Here is an 18,571-nt window from a genome sequence, read left to right on the forward strand (position 1 = left end):
TCGGCGAGGCGTCAACCCAGCATTCCCGCAGCCGCACGCGGCTGCGGGGTCAGCGCGTCACCGACCCGGTCGACCAGCAGCGCCATCTCGTAGCCGACCTGGCCCACGTCGGAGCTGCGAGCAGCCAGCACGGCGAAGGACGAGCCATCCGAGATGGACATCAGGAACAGGAAGCCATTGTCCATCTCCACGACGGTCTGCAAAACCGCGCCTCCCTCGAAGCAGCGCGCTGCCCCCTGGGTCAGGCTGACCAGACCCGACGAGATCGCGGCGAGCTGGTCGGCCCGGTCGCGCGGCAGGTCCCGTGACGACGCCAGGAGTAGGCCGTCGGCCGAGACGGCGACCGCATGCGCGACACCGGGCACCCGGTCGGCGAAGTTGGCCAGAAGCCAACCAAGATCCTGAGTAGTTGTCATCCTTCTTGCTCCTTCTGCCCGCTCCCGGCCACCGGGCCTGAGCCAGACTGCGAGGATTGCCCACCCGAAGTCGCCTCCGGGTTGGTCGGGTTGTCCGAGGTGCTACGCCCTCGCTGCACGCCCCGGTGATAGGCGGAGAGCAGGCCACGGACCGCCTCCGGGGAGCGCCGCTGGACCGAGGTGGTGGGCTTCTCCACGGCACCCGGCACCAACTGCGCCATCGGCTTGCGCTTCGGCAGACCGGTCGTGGTGGTCTCGCTCACCGGCACCGCGTCAGCGGCTGCCGAGGCAGCACGCCAGCCGTCGTCGGCCGCGGTCTGCCAGCCGTTGGTCTGCGGCTGGGGCCGGCGGTTCGGCAGGCTCTCAGCGAGGCTGGGGCGACCGCCCTCAGCTGCTGTGGAGCCGGTGCCCCGCGGCGCTCCTCCGGCCGTCGGAGTGTCTGCCATCGGTGTGTTACCTGTCGTCCCGGGTGGTGTCTTGTGGACCGCCTGACCGGTGGCCTCGACCGTGGCGAACTGCTGGGTCGCGTTGTCGCCGTTCTTCGCCGGTTGGGCACCGCCGGCACCCTCCTCCGGACCCGGGCGGCGGGTACGGAACCAGGCCGACTCCAGCTCCCGGAAGATCGGCAGCTCCATCGTCTCGTCCGCGTACCGCTGGCGGTTCTGCGCCTGCGGTTGCTGCGGGGCCGGTCGACCTTGCGCAGCCGGAGCGGGAGCCGAGGCGGGAACCGGGGCCGGAGGCTGGGCCGGAGCCGGAGGCTGGGCGGCTGCGGCGGACGGCTGTTCGCCGGGTCGCGGCACTCGCGGCAGCTCGGTTGTCATGTCCAGAGCGGCGGCGAGCCGCTCGGGCACCGGCGGGGTCGCGGCGTCCCGGTCGCCGTTCGGCACCGGCGGCCAGGCCGGCGGCGCCGGGGCTCCGGCGGCCGGCGCGGGCGGAGCCGACCGGGGCGTGAACCCGCTGAACGACTGGCCGGAGGCCGGCGGCACCGAGTACGGCTGACCGGACGCCGGCGACGCCGACACGGGCGAGGCGGACACCGGCGGAACGCCGTACGGCTGGCCCGAGGCCGGGGCGGCGGACACCGGCTGACCGGTGTACGGAGCTCCGGAGTACGGCTGGCCGGAGTAGGGCTGACCGGAAGCCGGCGAGGCGGAGACCGGCGCACCGGAGTAGGGCTGCGCGGAGACCGGGGGCGCCGAGTACGGCTGCGTCTCGGGGCTGCTCGGCAACTGCCGGGGAATCGACGGCTGCTGGCCGGTGCTCGGGCCGTCATCTCCGGCGCGACGCTGCGGCAGCGGGTCGATTCCCTGGCCGTTGGCGGGCCGCGGGGTGAACCCGTCGCCACCGTTGACGCCGTTCGTCCCGGCCGCGCCGGTCAGGTCGGACCAGGCCGGCATCGAGCGGTAGCCACCGGCGTTGGCCGGGGTGCCGGATCCGTTGCGCGACGCCGGCTCGAACGGGCGACCGCCGAGGGTGACCTGGTTGCCGGACTCGCTGGGGCGAGGGCCGTTGCCCAGCGCCGGCAGCGCGCCGAAGACCGGGGCGGGCCCGTTCTGCTGAGGGTTGCCGACGGCGGGCAGGGCCGGGGGCTGCTGCACCCGACCGGAGAGCGCCCTGGGCACCAGCACCGAGGTGGGCAGGGTCACGTCGGCGACGGTGCCGCGGTCGGAGCCGGGGCGCAGCTCGACCCGTACGCCGTGCCGGGACGCCAGCCGGGCGACCACGACCAGGCCCATCATCCGGGAGACGGCCACGTCGACCTGCGGCGGCGTCGCGAGCCGCTCGTTGAGGTCGTGCAGCTGGTCGGCGCTGATGCCGATGCCGCGGTCCTCGACGTAGAGCGAGGCACGGTCGCCGACCCGGCGGGCCTCGACCATCACCTGCGAGTCGGGCGGGGAGAACGCGGTGGCGTTGTCGAACAGCTCGGCGACGAGGTGCACCAGGTCGTTGACCGCGTGCGCGGCGACCTCGATGTCCCGGTCGATGACGCCGAACTCGATCCGGGTGTAGTGCTCGACCTCGGACTGGGCGGCGCGCAGCACGTCGATGAGCGCGGCCGGCTCCCGCTGCACACGGGTGGAGTCGGCACCGGCGAGCACCAGCAGGTTCTCGTCGTTACGGCGCATTCGGGTGGCCAGGTGGTCGAGCTGGAACAGCTCGGCCAGCCGGTCCGGGTCCTCCTCGCCGCGCTCCAGCCGGTCGAGGTGCCCGATGAGGCGGTCGACCAGGATCTGTGAACGGCGGGCCAGGTTGACGAACATGGTCGCGACGGAGGCGCGCAGTGCCGCCTGCTCGGCGGCCGTGCGGACGGCTTCCAGGTGGACGGCGTTGAACGCCTCGGTCACCTGGCCGAACTCGTCACGGCTGCGGACCGGTAGCGGCTCGGCGATCTGGTTGGCCAGCTGCACCGGGGTGAGCTGCCCGACGACCTGCGGGTCACGCAGTCGGGCAACCGCCTGCGGTAGGCCGTACTGGGCGACGGAGAGGGCACCCTGCCGCAGCTCGCGGAGCGAACGGGCCATGGAACGGGCGACCAGGTACGCGAAGAGGATCGCCAGCAGCAGCATGCTGAGCAGCAGACCGGTCTCCAGGAAGACCTGGCGCTGGACGTCCGAGCGGAGGGCGTCGGCCTCCTTGACCACCTGGCTGTCGAGCTGCGTCTCCACGGTGCGGATCAGCTTCGCGTTGGCCGTCATGGCGGCTTCCCACTGGTCCGGGCCGAACGGCGCGCCCCGCATGTCGCCGGTGGTGTTGCCGTCGATCCAGCCGGTGTAGTTCTGTGCCTGCCGACGGTCGCCACCCGCGACGGTCTGGTCGTGGAACTTGGCGTCGTCCGGGGTGGCGACGGCCTTGAAGCTCTGCAGCGCCTGCTGCTGGCCGGTGCCACTGGCGATGTAGTCGGTGCGCAGCGCCGGCGTCAGGCGCTTCCCGCCCTTCACACCGAGCGCGCGGTGCACCACGACCCGGCGTACGGCGAGGAACTCCTTCTCCCGGGCGACCGCCGCGGCGGCGCGCATCCGGTCGCTCAGGTCGTTGTCACCGGCGAGCTGCGTGGCCGAGTCGCGGATGGCGAGCAGGTCGCTGATCAGACCCTCGTACGCCTGCACGGTCTCGGTGAGCGCGAGCTTGCCGTTGAACACCTGGCTGCGGATGCCCGACAGGTCCTGCAGGTTCTGGTCGATGCCGTCGAGCAGGCCCTCCAGGCTGCCCGGCAGGTCCTCGATGTCGGCCCGCTGCTGCCGGTAGGGGATCGCGTCCTGGTCCACCCGGGAGTTCACCCGGTTGTAGGCCTCCTGGTACTGCGCCGTCGGCTGCGTCCCGTCCGCGCCCAGCAGCAGCACGGCGGCGGTGCGCTCGTCCTGCAGGCTGTCGACCAGGTCACCGGAGTAGCTCGACAGGTTCGCCAGGTCGCCGGCCCGGTTGGCATTGTTGAGCGTCTCCACGTGGTCGACCAGACCACTGGTGCCCACCACGACCGTGGCGATGGTCGGCACGATCATGATTAGACCGAGCTTGGACCAGATCGGCATGTCCCCGAGCCGGCTGGCCGGCTGGCGCAGCCGCGACAGGAGGGAGCCCGCCATCTTTGGCCGTTTGCTCACAACACCGCCCTCGCGATTACAGCTTCAACGCGTTGCCCCGGGCAACGCCCAGCGACCGACCCGGCGGGTCGGACCCCCGAGATTCCATCACGCCGGTCCGCAAGAAGAAAGCCCAGGTTGTCCCCGACCGAAGGTGTGATGAGATGTTGATGCGATTTGATAGCAGTCCGTCTGGCCGGAGTAACTGAAGGTAATGGAACATCCGCACCGTGTTGTCCTGCTCGCCGGCCCTTCGGGCTCCGGAAAGTCGTACATAGCACAGCAAACCGGGTTGCCCGTGCTGTGCTTGGACGACTTCTACAAAGACGGCGATGACCCTACGTTGCCGCGACGAAACGGCCAGGTGGATTGGGAATCCCCCCAGTCCTGGGACGCCTCGACAGCGGTGGAAATCATTGCTCGTCTAGCTCGCGAAGGCCGAGCCGAAGTGCCGGTTTATGCGATCGGTGCGGACCGCAGGGTGGCCACCCGGCCATTCGACGTCGACGGATCGCCACTTTTCGTGGCCGAAGGGATCTTCGCCGCCGAGATCGTCGAGGAGTGTCGACGCCGTGGGCTGCTTGCCGGGGCGTACGCGCTGCGTCGCCCGCGCGGGGCGACCTTCCTCCGTCGGCTGGCCCGCGATCTGTCCGAACAGCGCAAGGCTCCCCGGGTGCTGGTCCGGCGGGGCGTGGCGCTCCTGCGGGCCGAGCCCGCGGTCCTGCGTCGGCAGACCGGGTTGGGCGCGGAGGCGGCCCGCGCACGCGAGGTGCTGCGCCGGGTGGCCGGCCTGCTCGCCGGCCACCCGCACGGCTGAGGCGGTCAGGCCAGCAACTCGGCGTACGCCGGCTTGATCACCTCATCGATGATCCGCAGCCGCTCGTCGAACGGGATGAAGGCGCTCTTCATCGCGTTGATGGTGAACCACTGCAACTCCTTCCAGCCGTAGCCGAACGCGTCCACCAGCAGCGACATCTCCCGCGACATGGAGGTGCCGCTCATCAGCCGGTTGTCGGTGTTGACGGTCACCCGGAAGCGCAGGTCCCGCAGCAGGCCGATCGGGTGGTCCGCGATGGAGGGCACCGCACCGGTCTGCACGTTCGACGAGGGGCACAGTTCCAGGGGGATCCGCTTGTCCCGGACGTACGCGGCCAGTCGACCGAGCGCGCCGTCGGGGGCGATGTCGTCGACGATCCGCACGCCGTGGCCGAGCCGGTCCGCTCCGCACCACTGGATCGCCTGCCAGATCGAGGGCAGACCGAACGCCTCGCCGGCGTGGATGGTGAAGTGGAAGTTCTCCCGCTGGAGATACTCGAAGGCGTCCAGGTGGCGGGTGGGCGGGAAGCCCGCCTCGGCACCGGCGATGTCGAAGCCGACCACCCCGGCGTCCCGGTGCCGCACGGCCAGCTCGGCGATCTCCTGGGAGCGGGCGGCGTGCCGCATCGCCGTGAGCAGGGTGCCCACCCGGATGGTCAGGCCCGCCTCGACGGCCTGGGCGGTGCCCTCGGCGAACCCGGCCAGCACCGCCTCGACCACCTCGTCCAGGCTGAGGTCATGCTCCAGGTGCTGCTCCGGGGCGAAGCGCACCTCGGCGTAGACCACCCCGTCGGCCGCCAGGTCCAGCGCGCACTCGCGGGCGACCCGCCGTAGTGCCGGCGCGGTCTGCATGACCGCCACGGTGTGCGCGAACGTCTCGAGGTAGCGCTCCAGGGAACCGGAGTCGGCCGCCTCCGCGAACCAGCGTCCCAGCGCCTCGGGATCGGTGGCGGGCAGCTCGTGGCCCACCTCGGCGGCCAGGTCGACGATTGTCGCCGGCCGCAGCCCGCCGTCGAGGTGGTCGTGCAGCAGTGCCTTCGGAGCTTTGACGATGTCCTCGTACCGGATTGTTGCGACCATGGTCAGACCCTAGTCAGCCGGCCGCCGTCCACCGGACCAGGCCGCTCATCCGGGCCAGCCGTAGACGCGTTCGACGGCGAGTCGGATGACCAACCGGCCGTCGGTGACCATGGCGGCCCGGTACTCCGCCCAGTCGGGGTGCTCACCACGGATGCGCCGGTAGACCTCGACCAACTCCTCCACCGTGGCGTCGTCCTCGGTGGCGGCGGGCGGGGTGAGGCTGGCGGTGCCGTCGGCGACCGCGTACGCGCCACCATCGGCGGTGGTCACGTGGAAGCTCGCCCGGGGGTCGCGGCGCAGGTTGCGGGCCTTGGCCCGGTCGCCGACCGTCGAGCATCGAATGAGCCCCGGCTCGGCCAGGTAGTCGAGGTTCGACAGTTGGGGTCGGCCGTCCCGGCGCACTGTGACCAGGACCCCGCGCCCGCGTTCGCCGAAGAGCCGCCAGAGAGAATTCGTTGACATGTCATCGACCGTAGGGGTCAGCTCGATGACATGTCAACGATCCGGGTAGGCTGGCGGCATGGACGCGCCACGGTGGCTGGACGAGCGGGAGGACCGCGCCTGGCGGGGCTACCGCCGGATGCGTCGCCTGCTCGACCTGGAGTTGGCCCGGGACCTGACACAGGACAGCGGTCTCTCCGAGCCCGACTACGACGTGCTGTCCGACCTCTCCGAGTCACCCGAGGGACGGCTGCGCCTCCGCGACCTGGCCGACCGGATGCTCTGGTCCCGCAGTCGGCTCTCGCACCACCTCACCCGCATGCAGCACCGTGGCCTGGTGACCCGGGAGGAGTGCCCGGACGACGCCCGGGGCTCGATGGTCGTGCTCACCCCGGCCGGCCGGGAGGCCATCGAGGCCGCGGCCCCCGGCCACCTGGCCGCCGTCCGTCGAAACCTCATCGACCTGCTCACCCCGGCCGAGGTCGAAGCCCTCGGGGCACTCACCCACCGGGTCGTCGACCACCTCGGCGGCCGGACGCCCCGCCCCCGGCACGAGCCGGCGACCTGACGTGGATCCCCGCATCCTGCACCGACTGCGCTGCCCGGTCTGCGGTGAGCCGCTGAACGAGACGACCGCCGGCACCGCCCGGGCGTTGCGCTGCCCGCGCCGGCACAGCTTCGACATCGCCCGCCAGGGTTACGTCAACCTGCTCGCCGGTCGGGCCCCGCACGTCGGGGACACCGCCGAGATGATCGCTGCTCGGGCGGACTTCCAGGCCGCCGGTCACTACGACGTCATCTCCGCCGCCCTCGCCACCGCCGCCACCGAGGCCGTCGGCCGTCTCCACGCGTCGGCCGGTTCCGGGCGGCACCGTCGCACCGAGGTAAGCAGAGCAAAGGACACCACCCCGGGGGTACGCGTCGAGCCCCCGGTGCCCGACGTCGACGCGTACCCCCTGGTGGTGGACGCTGGCGCCGGCACCGGCCGGTACCTCGGCGCGGTGCTGGCGGCGCTGCCGGACGCCGTGGGTCTGGCCCTGGACGTGTCCAAGCCGGCGCTGCGTCGCGCGGCCCGCGCGCATCCCCGGGCCGCCGCCGCGCTCGCCGACACCTGGCAGCGGCTACCACTGGCGGACACCTCGACCGCCGTACTGCTGAACGTCTTCGCACCGCGCAACGGCCCGGAGTTCCACCGGGTGCTCGACCCGGCCGGCACCCTGCTCGTGGTCACACCGGACACCGACCACCTCGCCGAGTTGGTGGACGCGCTCGACCTGCTCCGGGTGGACCCCGAGAAGGCGGACCGGGTGACCGCCACCCTGGGCGGGCACTTCACCGAGGTCAGCTCCACCGGGCACCGAGCGGAGCTGGCCCTGACCCGGGCGGAGGCCGCCAGCCTGGTCGGGATGGGCCCGAGCGCGTGGCACACCGATCAGGTCTCCCGCACCGAGCGACTGGCCGCACTGCCCGAGCCCGTCCGGGTGACGGTGGCGGTCCGGGTGGCCGCGTACCGACCCCGCTGACCTCAGGTGGAGAGGTCGACCTCTTCCCAACCCGGAGGCTCGTCGTGGTACGGCCCGCGCAGGATCACCGCCCACTCCAGTGCCCAGCGGCGCTGCCCGATCGCGTTCGCGTCGACCAGCCCCGGTGCCCGGCGGCCGTCGCGCTCGGTCTCCAGGTAGGCCCAGTCCAGGCAGTAGTGCAGGTCGAGCAGAGCCGCCGCGTCCGCCGGGTGCTGCGGCGCGGTGAGGATCCGGGAGCGCCAGTGCGGGAAGGTCTCCCCGCCGGCGATGTGCGGCAGTTGCTCGACCAGCCGTTCGTCGACGGCCAGGGTGGGGTCGAGCTGCTTGCTCAACCCGAGCACCCAGGCCAGCGCGAAGAGCGCGTCGTGGTGCAGCACGAACGACCGGTGGTCGCCCTTGCCGCCCATCACGAACTGCCACTCCGGCGGGGTCACCATCTCCACCAGGTGTGAGCCGAGCAGCCAGCTCATCGCCGCCTGCGGGGGCATCCCGAAGCACCGGGCCAGGATCAGGTGCAGAACGGCGATCCGCGCCTCGATCTCCCCCGTGGGGCGCAGGTCGATCTCGTCACCCGGCTCCCACACCAGCGGGAACTGAGCCGGCGGCAGAGGCAGGCCGAGCCGGGACAGCTCCTCCAGGCTCGCCTCGCGCACCTCACGTGGGTCGGGGGCAGCAACGGTCACGGCGGATCTTCCTGTCTGCTCGCGCCGGCGCACGGCCGGTGTCCCCCCTTGGCCTGCGACAATAGCGCTCCCAGGTGACCGGCACCACGCCCACCCCGGCCCTTGTTCCGGTCAGCCGACCCGCTCGATGACCAGCGGGGTCGACGCCGGAGCCGTCGGCGCGACGCGCACCGCACTCGCGGCCTCCGCCAACGCCGCCGGGATCCGCGTCGCGTCCTCGGCCCGCACCTCGTAGAGCGCGTCACCGGCCCGCACCGGGTCCCCCGGTCGCTTGTGCAGAACCACACCGGACGGCACGCTGACCGGGTCCTCCTTGCGGGCCCGACCCGCGCCGAGCCGCCACGCCGCAACCCCCATGGCGTACGCGTCGACGGCGGCGACGTACCCGTCCCGATCGGCGCGGACCACCTCGACCTCGGCGGCCCTCGGCATCGGAGCGTCCGGGTCACCGCCCTGCGCCCGGATCATCGCCCGCCAGGAGTCCATCGCCCGACCGTCGCGCAACGCCGCCGCCGGGTCGGCGTCCGGCAGTCCCGCCGCGTCGAGCATCTCCCGAGCCAGGGCGAGAGTCAGCTCCACCACGTCGGCCGGCCCACCACCGGCCAGCACCTCGACCGACTCGGTCACCTCGACGGCGTTGCCGATCGCCAGGCCGAGCGGGGTGGACATGTCGGTGAGCAGGGCGACCGTCCGGACGCCGTGCGCGCCGCCCAACTCGACCATGGTGCGCGCCAGCTCGCGGGCCTGGTCGACGGACTTCATGAAGGCGCCCGAGCCGACCTTGACGTCGAGGACCAGCGCACCGGTGCCCTCGGCGATCTTCTTGCTCATGATCGAGCTGGCGATCAGCGGGATCGCCTCGACCGTGCCGGTCACGTCGCGCAGCGCGTACAGCTTGCGGTCCGCTGGTGCGAGCCCGGCGCCCGCCGCGCAGATCACCGCGCCGACGTCGTCCAGTTGCTTGATGAACTCGTCGTTGCTGACCGTGGCCCGCCAACCCGGGATGGACTCCAACTTGTCCAACGTGCCACCGGTGTGCCCGAGACCCCGGCCGCTCAACTGCGGCACGGCCGCTCCGCACGCCGCCACCAGCGGAGTGAGCGGCAGCGTGATCTTGTCGCCGACACCACCGGTGGAGTGCTTGTCGACTGTCGGCCGGCGTACCGCCGAGAGGTCGAGGCGCTCGCCGCTGGCGATCATCGCGGCGGTCCAGCGGGCGATCTCCGGCCCGGTCATGCCGTTGAGCAGGATCGCCATCGCCAGGGCGGACATCTGCTCGTCCGCGACAGCTCCCCGGGTGTACGCGTCGACCACCCAGTCGATCTGCGCGTCCGACAGCACCCCGCCGTCCCGCTTGGCCCGAATAACGTCAACAGCAGCAAACCCACTCATCAAGAAATATCTTTCCTCGTCGTCTGGGATCCCGGCCCACGGACAGCGAGCACCGAGGGATTGGGCCGACCGTGCCCGGCGGAGGGATCAAGCCTGACCGCCCGGAGCCGGGCACGGTCGGCCCAATCCCCAAAGCTCAACCCCAACGAACCGGGATCTCCGCCGGCGGCTCACCCTCACCGGCCCAGAAGATCGTGCCGGTCTCGTCCACCACCACGACCCGGGGCGTGCGGGCCATCCCCCAGGTGATCGCCTCGGCCGGATCATCCCAGCTCGGCGCCTCCTCCAGCACACCGGTCTCGGCGCCCGCGTCGTCTCCGGCCGAGCGTTCCCAGTACGCCGTCCAGACCTGCCGGCCGGCGGACAGGTCGGCGTGCACGAAGACGGTGCCGCGCCCACGCCATGCGGCCAACCGCTCCGGCACCACCGGCACCGGCGTCTCCCCGGTGACGGCTTCCAGGTCCTCCACGCCGAAGGCGTGCGGCAGCAACTCGGCCATCCGCAGCGGGTCGCCCTTGGTCTCGATCAGGCACTCCGGGCCGCCGTGCTCCCAGAGCAACTGGCGGCAGCGACCGCACGGCATCAGCGGTTGGCCGGTGGCGTCGACGCAGGACAGCGCGACGAGTCGACCGCCGCCGGTGGCGTGCAGGCTGGAGACCACCCCACACTCCGCGCAGAGCGTCACACCGTACGCGGCGTTCTCCACGTTGCAACCCACCACCACGCGGCCGTCGTCGACCAGCGCGGCGGCACCCACCGGGAACGTCGAGTACGGCGCGTAGGCGTGCCGCATCGCGTCGGTCGCGGCGGCGCGCAACCGCGCCCAGTCAATGTCGGTCATGCTGCCATTCTGCCGAAGTAGCCCAGGTCAGAAGCGGGCAGGGCTCCCGCCCACTCCCACTCCCGCTTGACTCCCCACTCCACTCCCGCTCCCGCATTCGCTCCCGCTCGCGCTCCCGCATTCGTGATCAAGTGATGAAAAGTAGGTGAGAGACGCCTCTGACGCCTACTTCTCATCACTTGACCATGGAAGAACGTGTGGGAGGGGCTGGACGGCGCACGAAGCGTGCCCGGCGGAAAGGCCCGCCGGGCACGGCTCGGGCGTCAGCCCTTGATGTACGGCTTGCCGTCGGCCGCCGGTGCGCGGACCCGGCCGACCAGCCCGGCGACGGCGAGGATGGTCGCCAGGTAGGGCAGCATGGCCAGGAACTGGCTGGGGATCGAGCTGCTGATCGCGCCCAGGTAGGTGGCGAGCTGGTCGGCGAAGCCGAAGAACAGCGCGGCGAGCAGCGCACCGGTCGGGTTCCACCGGCCGAAGATCAGCGCGGCCAGGGCGATGAAGCCCTTACCGCCGATCATGTTCTTGGTGAACGAGTAGAGCGCGAGGGTGTACGACGCGCCGCCGATCCCGGCGACCACTCCGGCCAGCAGCACGTTGCGGTAGCGGATCCGCAGCACCTTGACGCCGAGCGTGTCGGCGGCGATCGGGTGCTCGCCGACCGAGCGCGTACGCAGACCCCACCGGGTGCGGAAGAGCCCGATGTGGATCACCAGCACGAGCAGCAGCCCGAGGTAGAGGAAGATGTTGCCGCGGAACAGCGCCGGCCCGAGCACCGGGATGTCCTTCAGCAGCGGGATCTCCCAGTTGCTGAAGCGGGGTGCGCTGTTGTACTTCGCCGCGTCGGTCTGCATCAGCCGCTCGTAGAGGAAGCCGGTGACGCCGACCGCCAGCAGGTTCAGCACGATGCCCATGACGACCTGGTCGACCAGGTAACGGATGGCGAAGACGGCCAGCAGCAGCGAGATGAACGCGCCGCCGATGGCGGCGGCGACCAGGCCCACCCAGACACTGCCGGAGATGCTGCCGAACAGGGCGCCACTGAAGGCACCCATCAGCAGTTGGCCCTCGATCGCCACATTGACCACGCCGGAGCGTTCGCAGAGCACCCCGGCGAGCGCACCGAAGATCAACGGCAGGGCCAGGATGAACGTACCCCGGATGATGTTGACCAGCGGCATGAAGTTCTGCCCGGCCGGTGCGGCGGAGACCTGCCAGCAGAGGAAGGAGAGAACGAAGGCGACCAGCCCGACCCCGAGCACGAGGAGGAACCACCGCTTCGGCACCCCGGCGAGCAGCGCCGCACCGGCGGCGATCGTGATGATCCCGAACAGGATCGCCCCGATCGTGCCGTTGATCTCCAGTGCGGTGCCGGCCGCGTCGTCGCTGAGCGTGAACCGGGCCTGTTGGTCGGTGGCGAGCGCACCGAAGAGCACCGCCGCCAGCACGCCGAGCCCCAGCAGCGTGATGCCGACCTTGCGGTTACGGGTCCAGAAACCCTCGTCGACCGGTGCGACGGCGATATCGGGGACAGCCATGGTGGACATGAGTTACCAGCCCTTCGCCAGGCTCGTCTGCAACCGGGCGGCGCGTGCGGCCCGGAGCTGGAAGATCGCCTTCACCAGGGCCGGCGCGGCGATGAAGATGACGATCAGCGCCTGGAGCACGGTCACCAGCTCCAGCGAGATCCCGGAGTACGACTGCATCCGGTTACCTCCGGCCTGCAACGCCCCGAACAGCAGCGCGGCCAGCAGCACACCCCAGGGCTTCACCCGCCCGAGCAGCGCCACCAGGATGCCGTCGAAGCCGATCTGCGCGACCACCAGCGGGGTCAACGCGCTGGCGGTGGAGCCGAGCACCATGTTCGAACCGCCGAGACCCGCCAGGATGCCGGCGAAGACCATGATCAGGATGTACGTCCGCGTGACGCTGATGCCGGCGGTACGAGCGGCGTCCGGGTTGGCGCCGACCGCCCGCAGCTCGAAGCCGAGCGTCGACCGGTTCAGCAACCAGGCGACCGCCCAGGTCGCCAGCACGGCGAGCAGGATGCCCGCGTGCACCCGCAGGTTGTCGCCGAGCAGTCGGGGCAGTTGGGCGGAGGGGTCCACCGCCTTGCTGATCGCGTCGGTACGGGTCGGGTCCTGTACGCCGTTCTGCACGATCAACCACGTGAGGAAGTACGTGGCGACGTAGTTGAGCATGATCGTGTTGATCACCTCGTGCGCACCGGCGCGGGCCTTGAGGATGCCGGGGATGAACCCCCAGATCGCCCCACCGAGCGCGCCGGCCAGCACCGCCACCAGCAGGTGCAGGCCGGGCGGCAGCGGCAGCAGGAAGCCGGCCAGCGCCGCGATGATCACGCCGATGGTGGCCTGACCCTGCGCGCCGATGTTGAACAGGCCGCCCCGGAAGGCCAACGCCACCGACAGGCCGGTGAAGACCAGCGGCGCGCTGTAGGTGAGCGTCTCCGAGATCGGCGCGAGCACCGGCTCCCACCCGTTGGAGCCGTTCAACCAGCCGGTGAACGCCTCGGGGTCGAACACCGAGCCCTTGAACAGGTTCGCGTACGCCTCGCTGACCAACGTCCAACTGGAGTTGATCGCGTCGGACGGGCGCGAGGTGATGTACGAGTACGTCGACAGCACCGCCGGATCGGAAACGATCATCAGCACCGCGCCGACCACGATGGCCAGCACCAACGACAGCAGCGTCACCGTGAAGGTGTTCGCCGCCCAGAGGTTGTCCAGGAACAACCGGCCCAGGCTGGGCTTCGGCTCCGGGCTCTCCCCCGGCGTCGAGGTGGAGCGGTCCGGCTGGGTCGCCACCTCGGCCCGTTCGGTGTTGCCGAGCGCGTTCTGCGCGGCCTGCGCCTCGCTCGCCGGCTCCTTGTCCGGCGAACCCGACTGCGGGTTGGGGGAGTCGCTCATGCCGTCACTCCGCTTCGCTGCGTGACGCCATGAGGCACCAAACCCCGGTATCGACTATTCGCTCGCTGGCGCTCGCTCATGCCTTGTCCTCGCTCGCGGAGCCCGCGTCACTCGCCGGGCTCCCGTCTGCCACGCCGGACTCGCCCGCGGCGGGTGCGGCGGCCTGGTCGGCGGCCGGTGCCGCGACGGCCTCGTGTGCGGCGTCCGGGCTGATGCCGGCCATCAACAGGCCGATCTCCTCGCGCGGGGTGTCCGGGCCGACGATGCCGATGATCCGACCGCGGTACATCACGGCGATCCGGTCGGCCAGACCGATGACCTCGTCGAGTTCGCTGGAGACCACCATGACGGCGGTGCCGATGTCGCGCTCGTGGATGATCTGGCTGTGGATGAACTCGATCGACCCGACGTCGACGCCACGGGTCGGCTGGGCGGCGATGAAGAGCTTCAGCGGCCGGGACAGCTCCCGGGCCACGATCACCTTCTGCTGGTTGCCGCCGGAGAGGGTGCCCACCGCCGCGTCGGCGGATGAGGTGCGGACGTCGAACTGCTCGATCCGCTCCTTCGCGGAGGCCGCGATGGCGTCCGGCTTCAGCGCGAGCCCGGCGCCGAACGGCGGCCGGTCGTAGATGTCCAGCACCAGGTTCTCCGCGACGCTGAACTCCTTGACCAGGCCGTCCACGCTGCGGTCCTCGGGCACGTAACCGACGCCCGCCCGGAGCACCTTCTTGGGCTTCCAGCCGTCGATCCGGTCGCCCGCCAGGCTGACCGTGCCGGCGAGCACCGGCCGCAGGCCCATGATCGCCTCGATCAGCTCGGTCTGACCGTTGCCCTGTACGCCCGCGACGCCGAGCACCTCACCCGCGCGCACGGTCAGGTCCACCCCGTCGACCGCGCGGATCTGCCGGTCGTCGTCGACGACCAGACCGGCGACCTCCAGGACCGGCTCGCCCGGGGTGGCCGGGGCCTTGTCCACGGTGAGCCGGACGTTGCGCCCGACCATCAGCGCGGCCAGCTCGTCGCGGCTGGCCTCCGGTGAGGCGGTGCCGACGGTCTTGCCGCGTCGGATCACCGTGATCCGGTCGGCGATGGCCTTGACCTCGCCGAGCTTGTGGGTGATGAAGACGATCGACTTGCCGGCCGCCTTGAGCGACCGCATGACCGTCAGCAGCTCCTCGGTCTCCTGCGGGGTGAGCACCGCGGTCGGCTCGTCCAGGATGAGCAGGTCGACGTCGCGGGTGAGCGCCTTGACGATCTCGACTCGCTGCTGGATGCCGACCGGCAGGTCCTCGATCACCGCGTCCGGGTCGACGCGCAGGTTGTAGCGCTCGGACACCTCGGCGACCTCGCGCCGGGCGCGACGCCGGTCCAGGAAACCGGCGATGCCGCCCCGGGTCTGCTCGGCGCCGAGCATGATGTTCTCGGCGACGGTGAACACCGGCACCAGCATGAAGTGCTGGTGCACCATGCCGATCCCGGCGCCGATCGCGTCGGACGGGCCCTTCAGCTTCAACGGCTCGCCGTCGACCAGGATCTCGCCCTCGTCGGGCTGGTAGAGCCCGTAGAGCACGTTCATCAGGGTCGACTTGCCCGCGCCGTTCTCGCCGAGCAGGGCGTGAATCTCTCCAGGCTCCACCGTCAGGTCGATGTGGTCGTTGGCGACCAGATCACCGAACCGCTTGGTGATGCCGCGCAGTTCGAGTCTCAGCGCAACCTCCTGGAGTGCGAGCGATGGTGCAGCCTAGCTGCCGTCTGCCCGGCCGGACCGGCCCGGCCGACGTGGTGCGCGATCGGCCGCTCCGACCCCACGGTCACCCGCAGGGCCGAAGCGGCCGATCGGTCGTACCTGTTCCCCGCCGACCTCCCCGATGATCTCATCGGAGCAGGCGGCCGGTTGTCACTTGGTCGGCTGGGCCTTCGAGGTGACGGTGATGGTGCCGGCGGCGATGTCCGCCTTGATCTTGTCGACCTCGGCCTTCAGCTCGGCCGGAACCTTGCTGTCGAAGTCGTGGTACGGGGCGATCGAGACACCGTTGTTGGCCAGGGTGCCGACGAAGCCCGGCTTGGCCGGCAGCTTGTCACCGGCCGCGGCCTTCACCACGGCCTCCTTGACGGCCTCCGGGATGTTCTTGACCACGGTGGTGATGATCGCGGAGCAGTCCGGGGTGCTCTCGCAGCCGTCGACGTCCACCCAGATGGTGTTGTACTTGCCGCCCGACGCCTTGGCCGCGGCGGTGGTGCCGAGGCCGGAGCCGCCGGCGACCGGCATGATGATGTCCGCGCCCTGGGCGACCAGCGCGTCGGAGACCTTCTTGCCCTCGTCCTGCTTGGCGAAGTCGTTGGTGAAGGAGCCCTTCTGGGTCTCCTTGTTCCAGCCGAGCGCCTGGACGTTCTTCTTCTTGGTGGTGTTGTAGTACGCCACGCCGTCGACGAAGCCGTCCATGAAGATGGTGACCGGCGGGATCGGCAGCGCGCCGTAGGTGGCCACCTTGCCGGACTTGCTCATCCCGGCGGCCAGGTAACCGGCCTGGAACGCGGCCTGGGCGGTGTCGAACTGCATCGGGTAGACGTTGGCGTCACCCGGGTTCGCGTCGACGATGCCGAACTCCTGGTTCGGGTTCGCCTTGGCGATCTTCGAGGTGGCGTTGGCCATCAGGCCACCGACCGCGAGGATGAAGTTGCACTTCTGGTTGACGTACTGCGTCAGGTTCGGCTCGTAGTCGGCCTCGGCCTTCGACGCGACGAACTTGATGTCGATGTTGTCGTTGGCGGCCTTGGCCTCCTGCAGACCCTTCCAGGCCGAGGCGTTGAACGACTTGTCGTCGATGCCGCCGACGTCGGTCACCATGCAGGCGCTGAACTTCTTGGCGCCACTGCCGGCGTTGTTGTCATCCTCGGGGGCCTCGCCACAAGCGGCGGCGGTGAGCGCGAGCCCACCCACCGCGATAATCGAAGCGATCCGCATCCCACGCACCGAGCGCAAGACGTCTCCTTCCCATTGCTCACCGCGCCTTGTGCGGTGGCAGCCCATCAGCCGGCCTGCGGGTGTGCCGCCGGCTGTCCCACGTTACGGACGGGAGCGTACGCCCGCGCCCACCCACCGGCCGACAATCGTGCACGACTGTTGAGCGCCTGTTACCCGGGTGTAACCCTTGCGTGGGGCAAGTCACTCTTCGTGCTGGTAACCGAGCGCCAAGGCGTCCGCAACGTCCGTTTCTCGGGGGGCGGTCCCCTCCCCGGACGTTACCGCCAAAAGACCGCGACCGCCGCGTTGACCAGGGTCAGGCCGACGATTGCCAGGAAGTGGCCGCGGTTCACCACGTCCCGCTTCCGGGAGAAGAAGACCATGACGAAGATCAGCAGAGCGATCACCAGCTTCGTCACGAGTTTCGCGGGTGCCGGCTCGTCGCCGTCGCGGAGCGGGGCGGAGAGCCCGAGCCCGGTCAGCAGCTGGATCACCGCTCCCCAGAGCATGGCCTGGTTGATCCGGATCGGGCCGCTGACGTACTGGGCGATCGAGCCGCCGAGCAGCAGGGCGAAGCCGATCAGATGGACATAGAGGAGGATTAGTCGAAGTGCTTCCACGCCGCACATCCTCTCCTATCAACGACGGTTTGTAGTAGGGGGTCGGCCGGCGTGGCGTGTCCCGGCGCCCCGTCGCCGGGATGGCATCGGGAGAGCTTGCGGATACAGTGCCGCCATGCGCGCTCGCCTCTCCGACATCGCCCAGCAGGCCGACGTCAGCGAGGCGACGGTGTCGAGGGTGCTCAACGACCGCCCCGGCGTGGCCGCGGAGACCCGCCAGGCCGTCCTCACCGCACTCGACGTGCTCGGCTACGAGCGCCCGGCCCGACTGCGTAAACGCAGCGCCGGCCTGGTCGGCCTGGTGGTGCCGGAGCTGGACAACCCGATCTTCCCCGCTTTCGCCCAGGTCATCGAGTCGACCCTGGCGCAGAGCGGCTTCACACCGGTGCTCTGCACCCAGACCGCCGGTGGGGTGACCGAGGACGAGTACGTGGAGATGCTGCTGGACCGGCAGGTCTCCGGGATCGTCTTCGTCTCCGGTCTGCACGCCGACGCCGCCGCGAACCACGACCGCTACCGCGCGCTGCTCGCCCGACCGTTGCCGGTCGTGATGATCAACGGGTACGTACCCGGCATCGGCGCCCCCTTCGTCTCCTGCGACGACCGGGAGGCGGCCGAACTGGCCGTCGCGCACCTGGTGGCGCTCGGGCACCGACGGATCGGTCTGATCACCGGCCCGGACCGGTTCGTTCCCGTGCAACGCAAGGCGGCCGGCTGGCGCTCGGCGATGACCCGTCTGACCGGCGTCGCCGAATCCGAACTGGGCCCGCTGGCCGAGTTGTCGCTGTTCGGTGTGGAGGGCGGCGAGGCGGCGGCCGGTCGCCTGCTGGGCCGGGGCGTCACCGGCATCGTCTGCGGCTCCGACCTGATGGCGCTCGGCGCGATCCGGGCGGCCCGCCAACGCGGCCTCGGCGTCCCCGATGACCTCTCCGTGGTCGGCTACGACGACTCACCACTGATGGCGTTCACCGACCCGCCGCTGACCACCATGCGGCAGCCCGTCACCGCGATGGCGGTGGCCGCCGTCCGGGCCCTGGTGGACGAGATCAACGGGCACGGCGCCCCGCACTCGGAGTACCTGTTCCGCCCGGAACTGGTGGTGCGCGGCTCCACCGCGGTCGTCCCGAACCCCGCGCGGCGGCTCCCCTACGCGAGGTCCGCCTAGCCTGCCGGCCCGCACCTCTGACGCCCGGTCCGGCCGGCAGGTCGTCGCCCACCGCGCGGACGCCTGGTTGGAACGGCGCTCAGCGGGTACCTCGTTCTCGACCTGGTCGTCCGTCGTGCCCCGC

At 70.9% G+C, this 18,571-nt stretch carries 16 protein-coding genes; 4 read left to right on the forward strand and 12 right to left on the reverse strand.

Going from position 1 to position 18,571, the window contains the following annotated elements:
* Nucleotides 1-11: 11 nt before the first annotated feature.
* Nucleotides 12-416: a roadblock/LC7 domain-containing protein gene (locus O7617_RS08445; RefSeq protein WP_030329023.1), complete on the reverse strand. Its 405-nt coding sequence runs from the start codon at nucleotides 414-416 to the stop codon at nucleotides 12-14.
* Complete coding sequence (locus O7617_RS08450; protein ID WP_282262655.1) at nucleotides 413-4,018, reverse strand: nitrate- and nitrite sensing domain-containing protein; 3,606 nt, start codon at nucleotides 4,016-4,018, stop codon at nucleotides 413-415. Before O7617_RS08450 ends, O7617_RS08445 begins: the two co-directional genes overlap by 4 nt.
* Before the next feature lie 460 nt (nucleotides 4,019-4,478).
* On the opposite strand from O7617_RS08450, the gene O7617_RS08455 reads away from it, so the two are divergent.
* The gene (locus tag O7617_RS08455; RefSeq protein WP_282262656.1) at nucleotides 4,479-4,814 is read left to right on the forward strand and encodes a hypothetical protein; all 336 of its coding nucleotides are present in this window, start codon (nucleotides 4,479-4,481) and stop codon (nucleotides 4,812-4,814) included.
* A 5-nt stretch (nucleotides 4,815-4,819) separates the two neighbouring features.
* Here O7617_RS08455 and O7617_RS08460 read toward each other — a convergent pair whose 3' ends face one another.
* Complete coding sequence (locus O7617_RS08460) at nucleotides 4,820-5,893, reverse strand: adenosine deaminase (protein WP_282262657.1); 1,074 nt, start codon at nucleotides 5,891-5,893, stop codon at nucleotides 4,820-4,822.
* A gap of 45 nt (nucleotides 5,894-5,938) precedes the next feature.
* Nucleotides 5,939-6,355, reverse strand: a complete 417-nt coding sequence (locus tag O7617_RS08465) for a PPOX class F420-dependent oxidoreductase (protein ID WP_282262659.1) — start codon at nucleotides 6,353-6,355, stop codon at nucleotides 5,939-5,941.
* Nucleotides 6,356-6,413: 58 nt separating this feature from the next.
* On the opposite strand from O7617_RS08465, the gene O7617_RS08470 reads away from it, so the two are divergent.
* Nucleotides 6,414-6,902 carry a MarR family transcriptional regulator gene (locus O7617_RS08470; RefSeq protein WP_282262660.1) on the forward strand — a complete coding sequence of 163 codons (489 nt, stop codon included), beginning with the start codon at nucleotides 6,414-6,416 and terminating at the stop codon, nucleotides 6,900-6,902.
* A gap of 1 nt (nucleotide 6,903) precedes the next feature.
* A complete protein-coding gene (locus O7617_RS08475; protein ID WP_282262661.1) occupies nucleotides 6,904-7,857 on the forward strand; it encodes a putative RNA methyltransferase in 954 nt (317 codons plus the stop codon).
* Nucleotides 7,858-7,859: 2 nt separating this feature from the next.
* Here the strand turns inward: O7617_RS08475 and O7617_RS08480 are convergent, their stop codons facing one another.
* The 8 genes from O7617_RS08480 to O7617_RS08515 form a co-directional block, all read right to left on the reverse strand.
* Nucleotides 7,860-8,540: a DUF4272 domain-containing protein gene (locus O7617_RS08480; RefSeq protein WP_278143839.1), complete on the reverse strand. Its 681-nt coding sequence runs from the start codon at nucleotides 8,538-8,540 to the stop codon at nucleotides 7,860-7,862.
* Between the two features lie 111 nt (nucleotides 8,541-8,651).
* Nucleotides 8,652-9,932, reverse strand: coding sequence for a thymidine phosphorylase (locus tag O7617_RS08485; RefSeq protein WP_282262665.1), 1,281 nt, complete (start codon nucleotides 9,930-9,932; stop codon nucleotides 8,652-8,654).
* A 136-nt stretch (nucleotides 9,933-10,068) separates the two neighbouring features.
* Nucleotides 10,069-10,773: a cytidine deaminase gene (locus O7617_RS08490; protein ID WP_282262666.1), complete on the reverse strand. Its 705-nt coding sequence runs from the start codon at nucleotides 10,771-10,773 to the stop codon at nucleotides 10,069-10,071.
* A gap of 263 nt (nucleotides 10,774-11,036) precedes the next feature.
* Nucleotides 11,037-12,317, reverse strand: coding sequence for an ABC transporter permease (locus O7617_RS08495; RefSeq protein ID WP_282262667.1), 1,281 nt, complete (start codon nucleotides 12,315-12,317; stop codon nucleotides 11,037-11,039).
* Nucleotides 12,318-12,320: 3 nt separating this feature from the next.
* Nucleotides 12,321-13,697 carry an ABC transporter permease gene (locus O7617_RS08500; RefSeq protein ID WP_282262668.1) on the reverse strand — a complete coding sequence of 459 codons (1,377 nt, stop codon included), beginning with the start codon at nucleotides 13,695-13,697 and terminating at the stop codon, nucleotides 12,321-12,323.
* A 76-nt stretch (nucleotides 13,698-13,773) separates the two neighbouring features.
* Entirely contained in the window at nucleotides 13,774-15,405 is a 1,632-nt protein-coding gene (locus O7617_RS08505) for an ABC transporter ATP-binding protein (RefSeq protein ID WP_282264677.1), read from the reverse strand.
* Nucleotides 15,406-15,594: 189 nt separating this feature from the next.
* Nucleotides 15,595-16,662, reverse strand: coding sequence for a BMP family ABC transporter substrate-binding protein (locus O7617_RS08510; protein ID WP_278147888.1), 1,068 nt, complete (start codon nucleotides 16,660-16,662; stop codon nucleotides 15,595-15,597).
* A gap of 278 nt (nucleotides 16,663-16,940) precedes the next feature.
* Nucleotides 16,941-17,282 (reverse strand): hypothetical protein, encoded by a 342-nt coding sequence (locus O7617_RS08515; RefSeq protein WP_282262669.1) that lies wholly within the window; start codon nucleotides 17,280-17,282, stop codon nucleotides 16,941-16,943.
* A 115-nt stretch (nucleotides 17,283-17,397) separates the two neighbouring features.
* Between O7617_RS08515 and O7617_RS08520 the strand changes: the two genes are divergently transcribed.
* Nucleotides 17,398-18,447 (forward strand): LacI family DNA-binding transcriptional regulator, encoded by a 1,050-nt coding sequence (locus O7617_RS08520; protein WP_282262670.1) that lies wholly within the window; start codon nucleotides 17,398-17,400, stop codon nucleotides 18,445-18,447.
* The last annotated feature ends 124 nt before the right edge of the window (nucleotides 18,448-18,571 follow it).

This window comes from Micromonospora sp. WMMD1155 (genome assembly GCF_029581275.1).
In the GTDB taxonomy this organism is placed as follows: Bacteria; Actinomycetota; Actinomycetes; order Mycobacteriales; family Micromonosporaceae; genus Micromonospora.

Coding starts and splice junctions, on each gene's coding strand:
- O7617_RS08445 (WP_030329023.1), bottom strand. CDS start 416: ATGACAACTACTCAGGATCTTGGTTGGCTTCTGGCCAACTTCGCCGAC.
- O7617_RS08460 (WP_282262657.1), bottom strand. CDS start 5,893: ATGGTCGCAACAATCCGGTACGAGGACATCGTCAAAGCTCCGAAGGCA.
- O7617_RS08465 (WP_282262659.1), bottom strand. CDS start 6,355: ATGTCAACGAATTCTCTCTGGCGGCTCTTCGGCGAACGCGGGCGCGGG.
- O7617_RS08470 (WP_282262660.1), top strand. CDS start 6,414: ATGGACGCGCCACGGTGGCTGGACGAGCGGGAGGACCGCGCCTGGCGG.
- O7617_RS08485 (WP_282262665.1), bottom strand. CDS start 9,932: ATGAGTGGGTTTGCTGCTGTTGACGTTATTCGGGCCAAGCGGGACGGC.
- O7617_RS08490 (WP_282262666.1), bottom strand. CDS start 10,773: ATGACCGACATTGACTGGGCGCGGTTGCGCGCCGCCGCGACCGACGCG.
- O7617_RS08495 (WP_282262667.1), bottom strand. CDS start 12,317: ATGTCCACCATGGCTGTCCCCGATATCGCCGTCGCACCGGTCGACGAG.
- O7617_RS08500 (WP_282262668.1), bottom strand. CDS start 13,697: ATGAGCGACTCCCCCAACCCGCAGTCGGGTTCGCCGGACAAGGAGCCG.
- O7617_RS08510 (WP_278147888.1), bottom strand. CDS start 16,662: ATGCGGATCGCTTCGATTATCGCGGTGGGTGGGCTCGCGCTCACCGCC.
- O7617_RS08520 (WP_282262670.1), top strand. CDS start 17,398: ATGCGCGCTCGCCTCTCCGACATCGCCCAGCAGGCCGACGTCAGCGAG.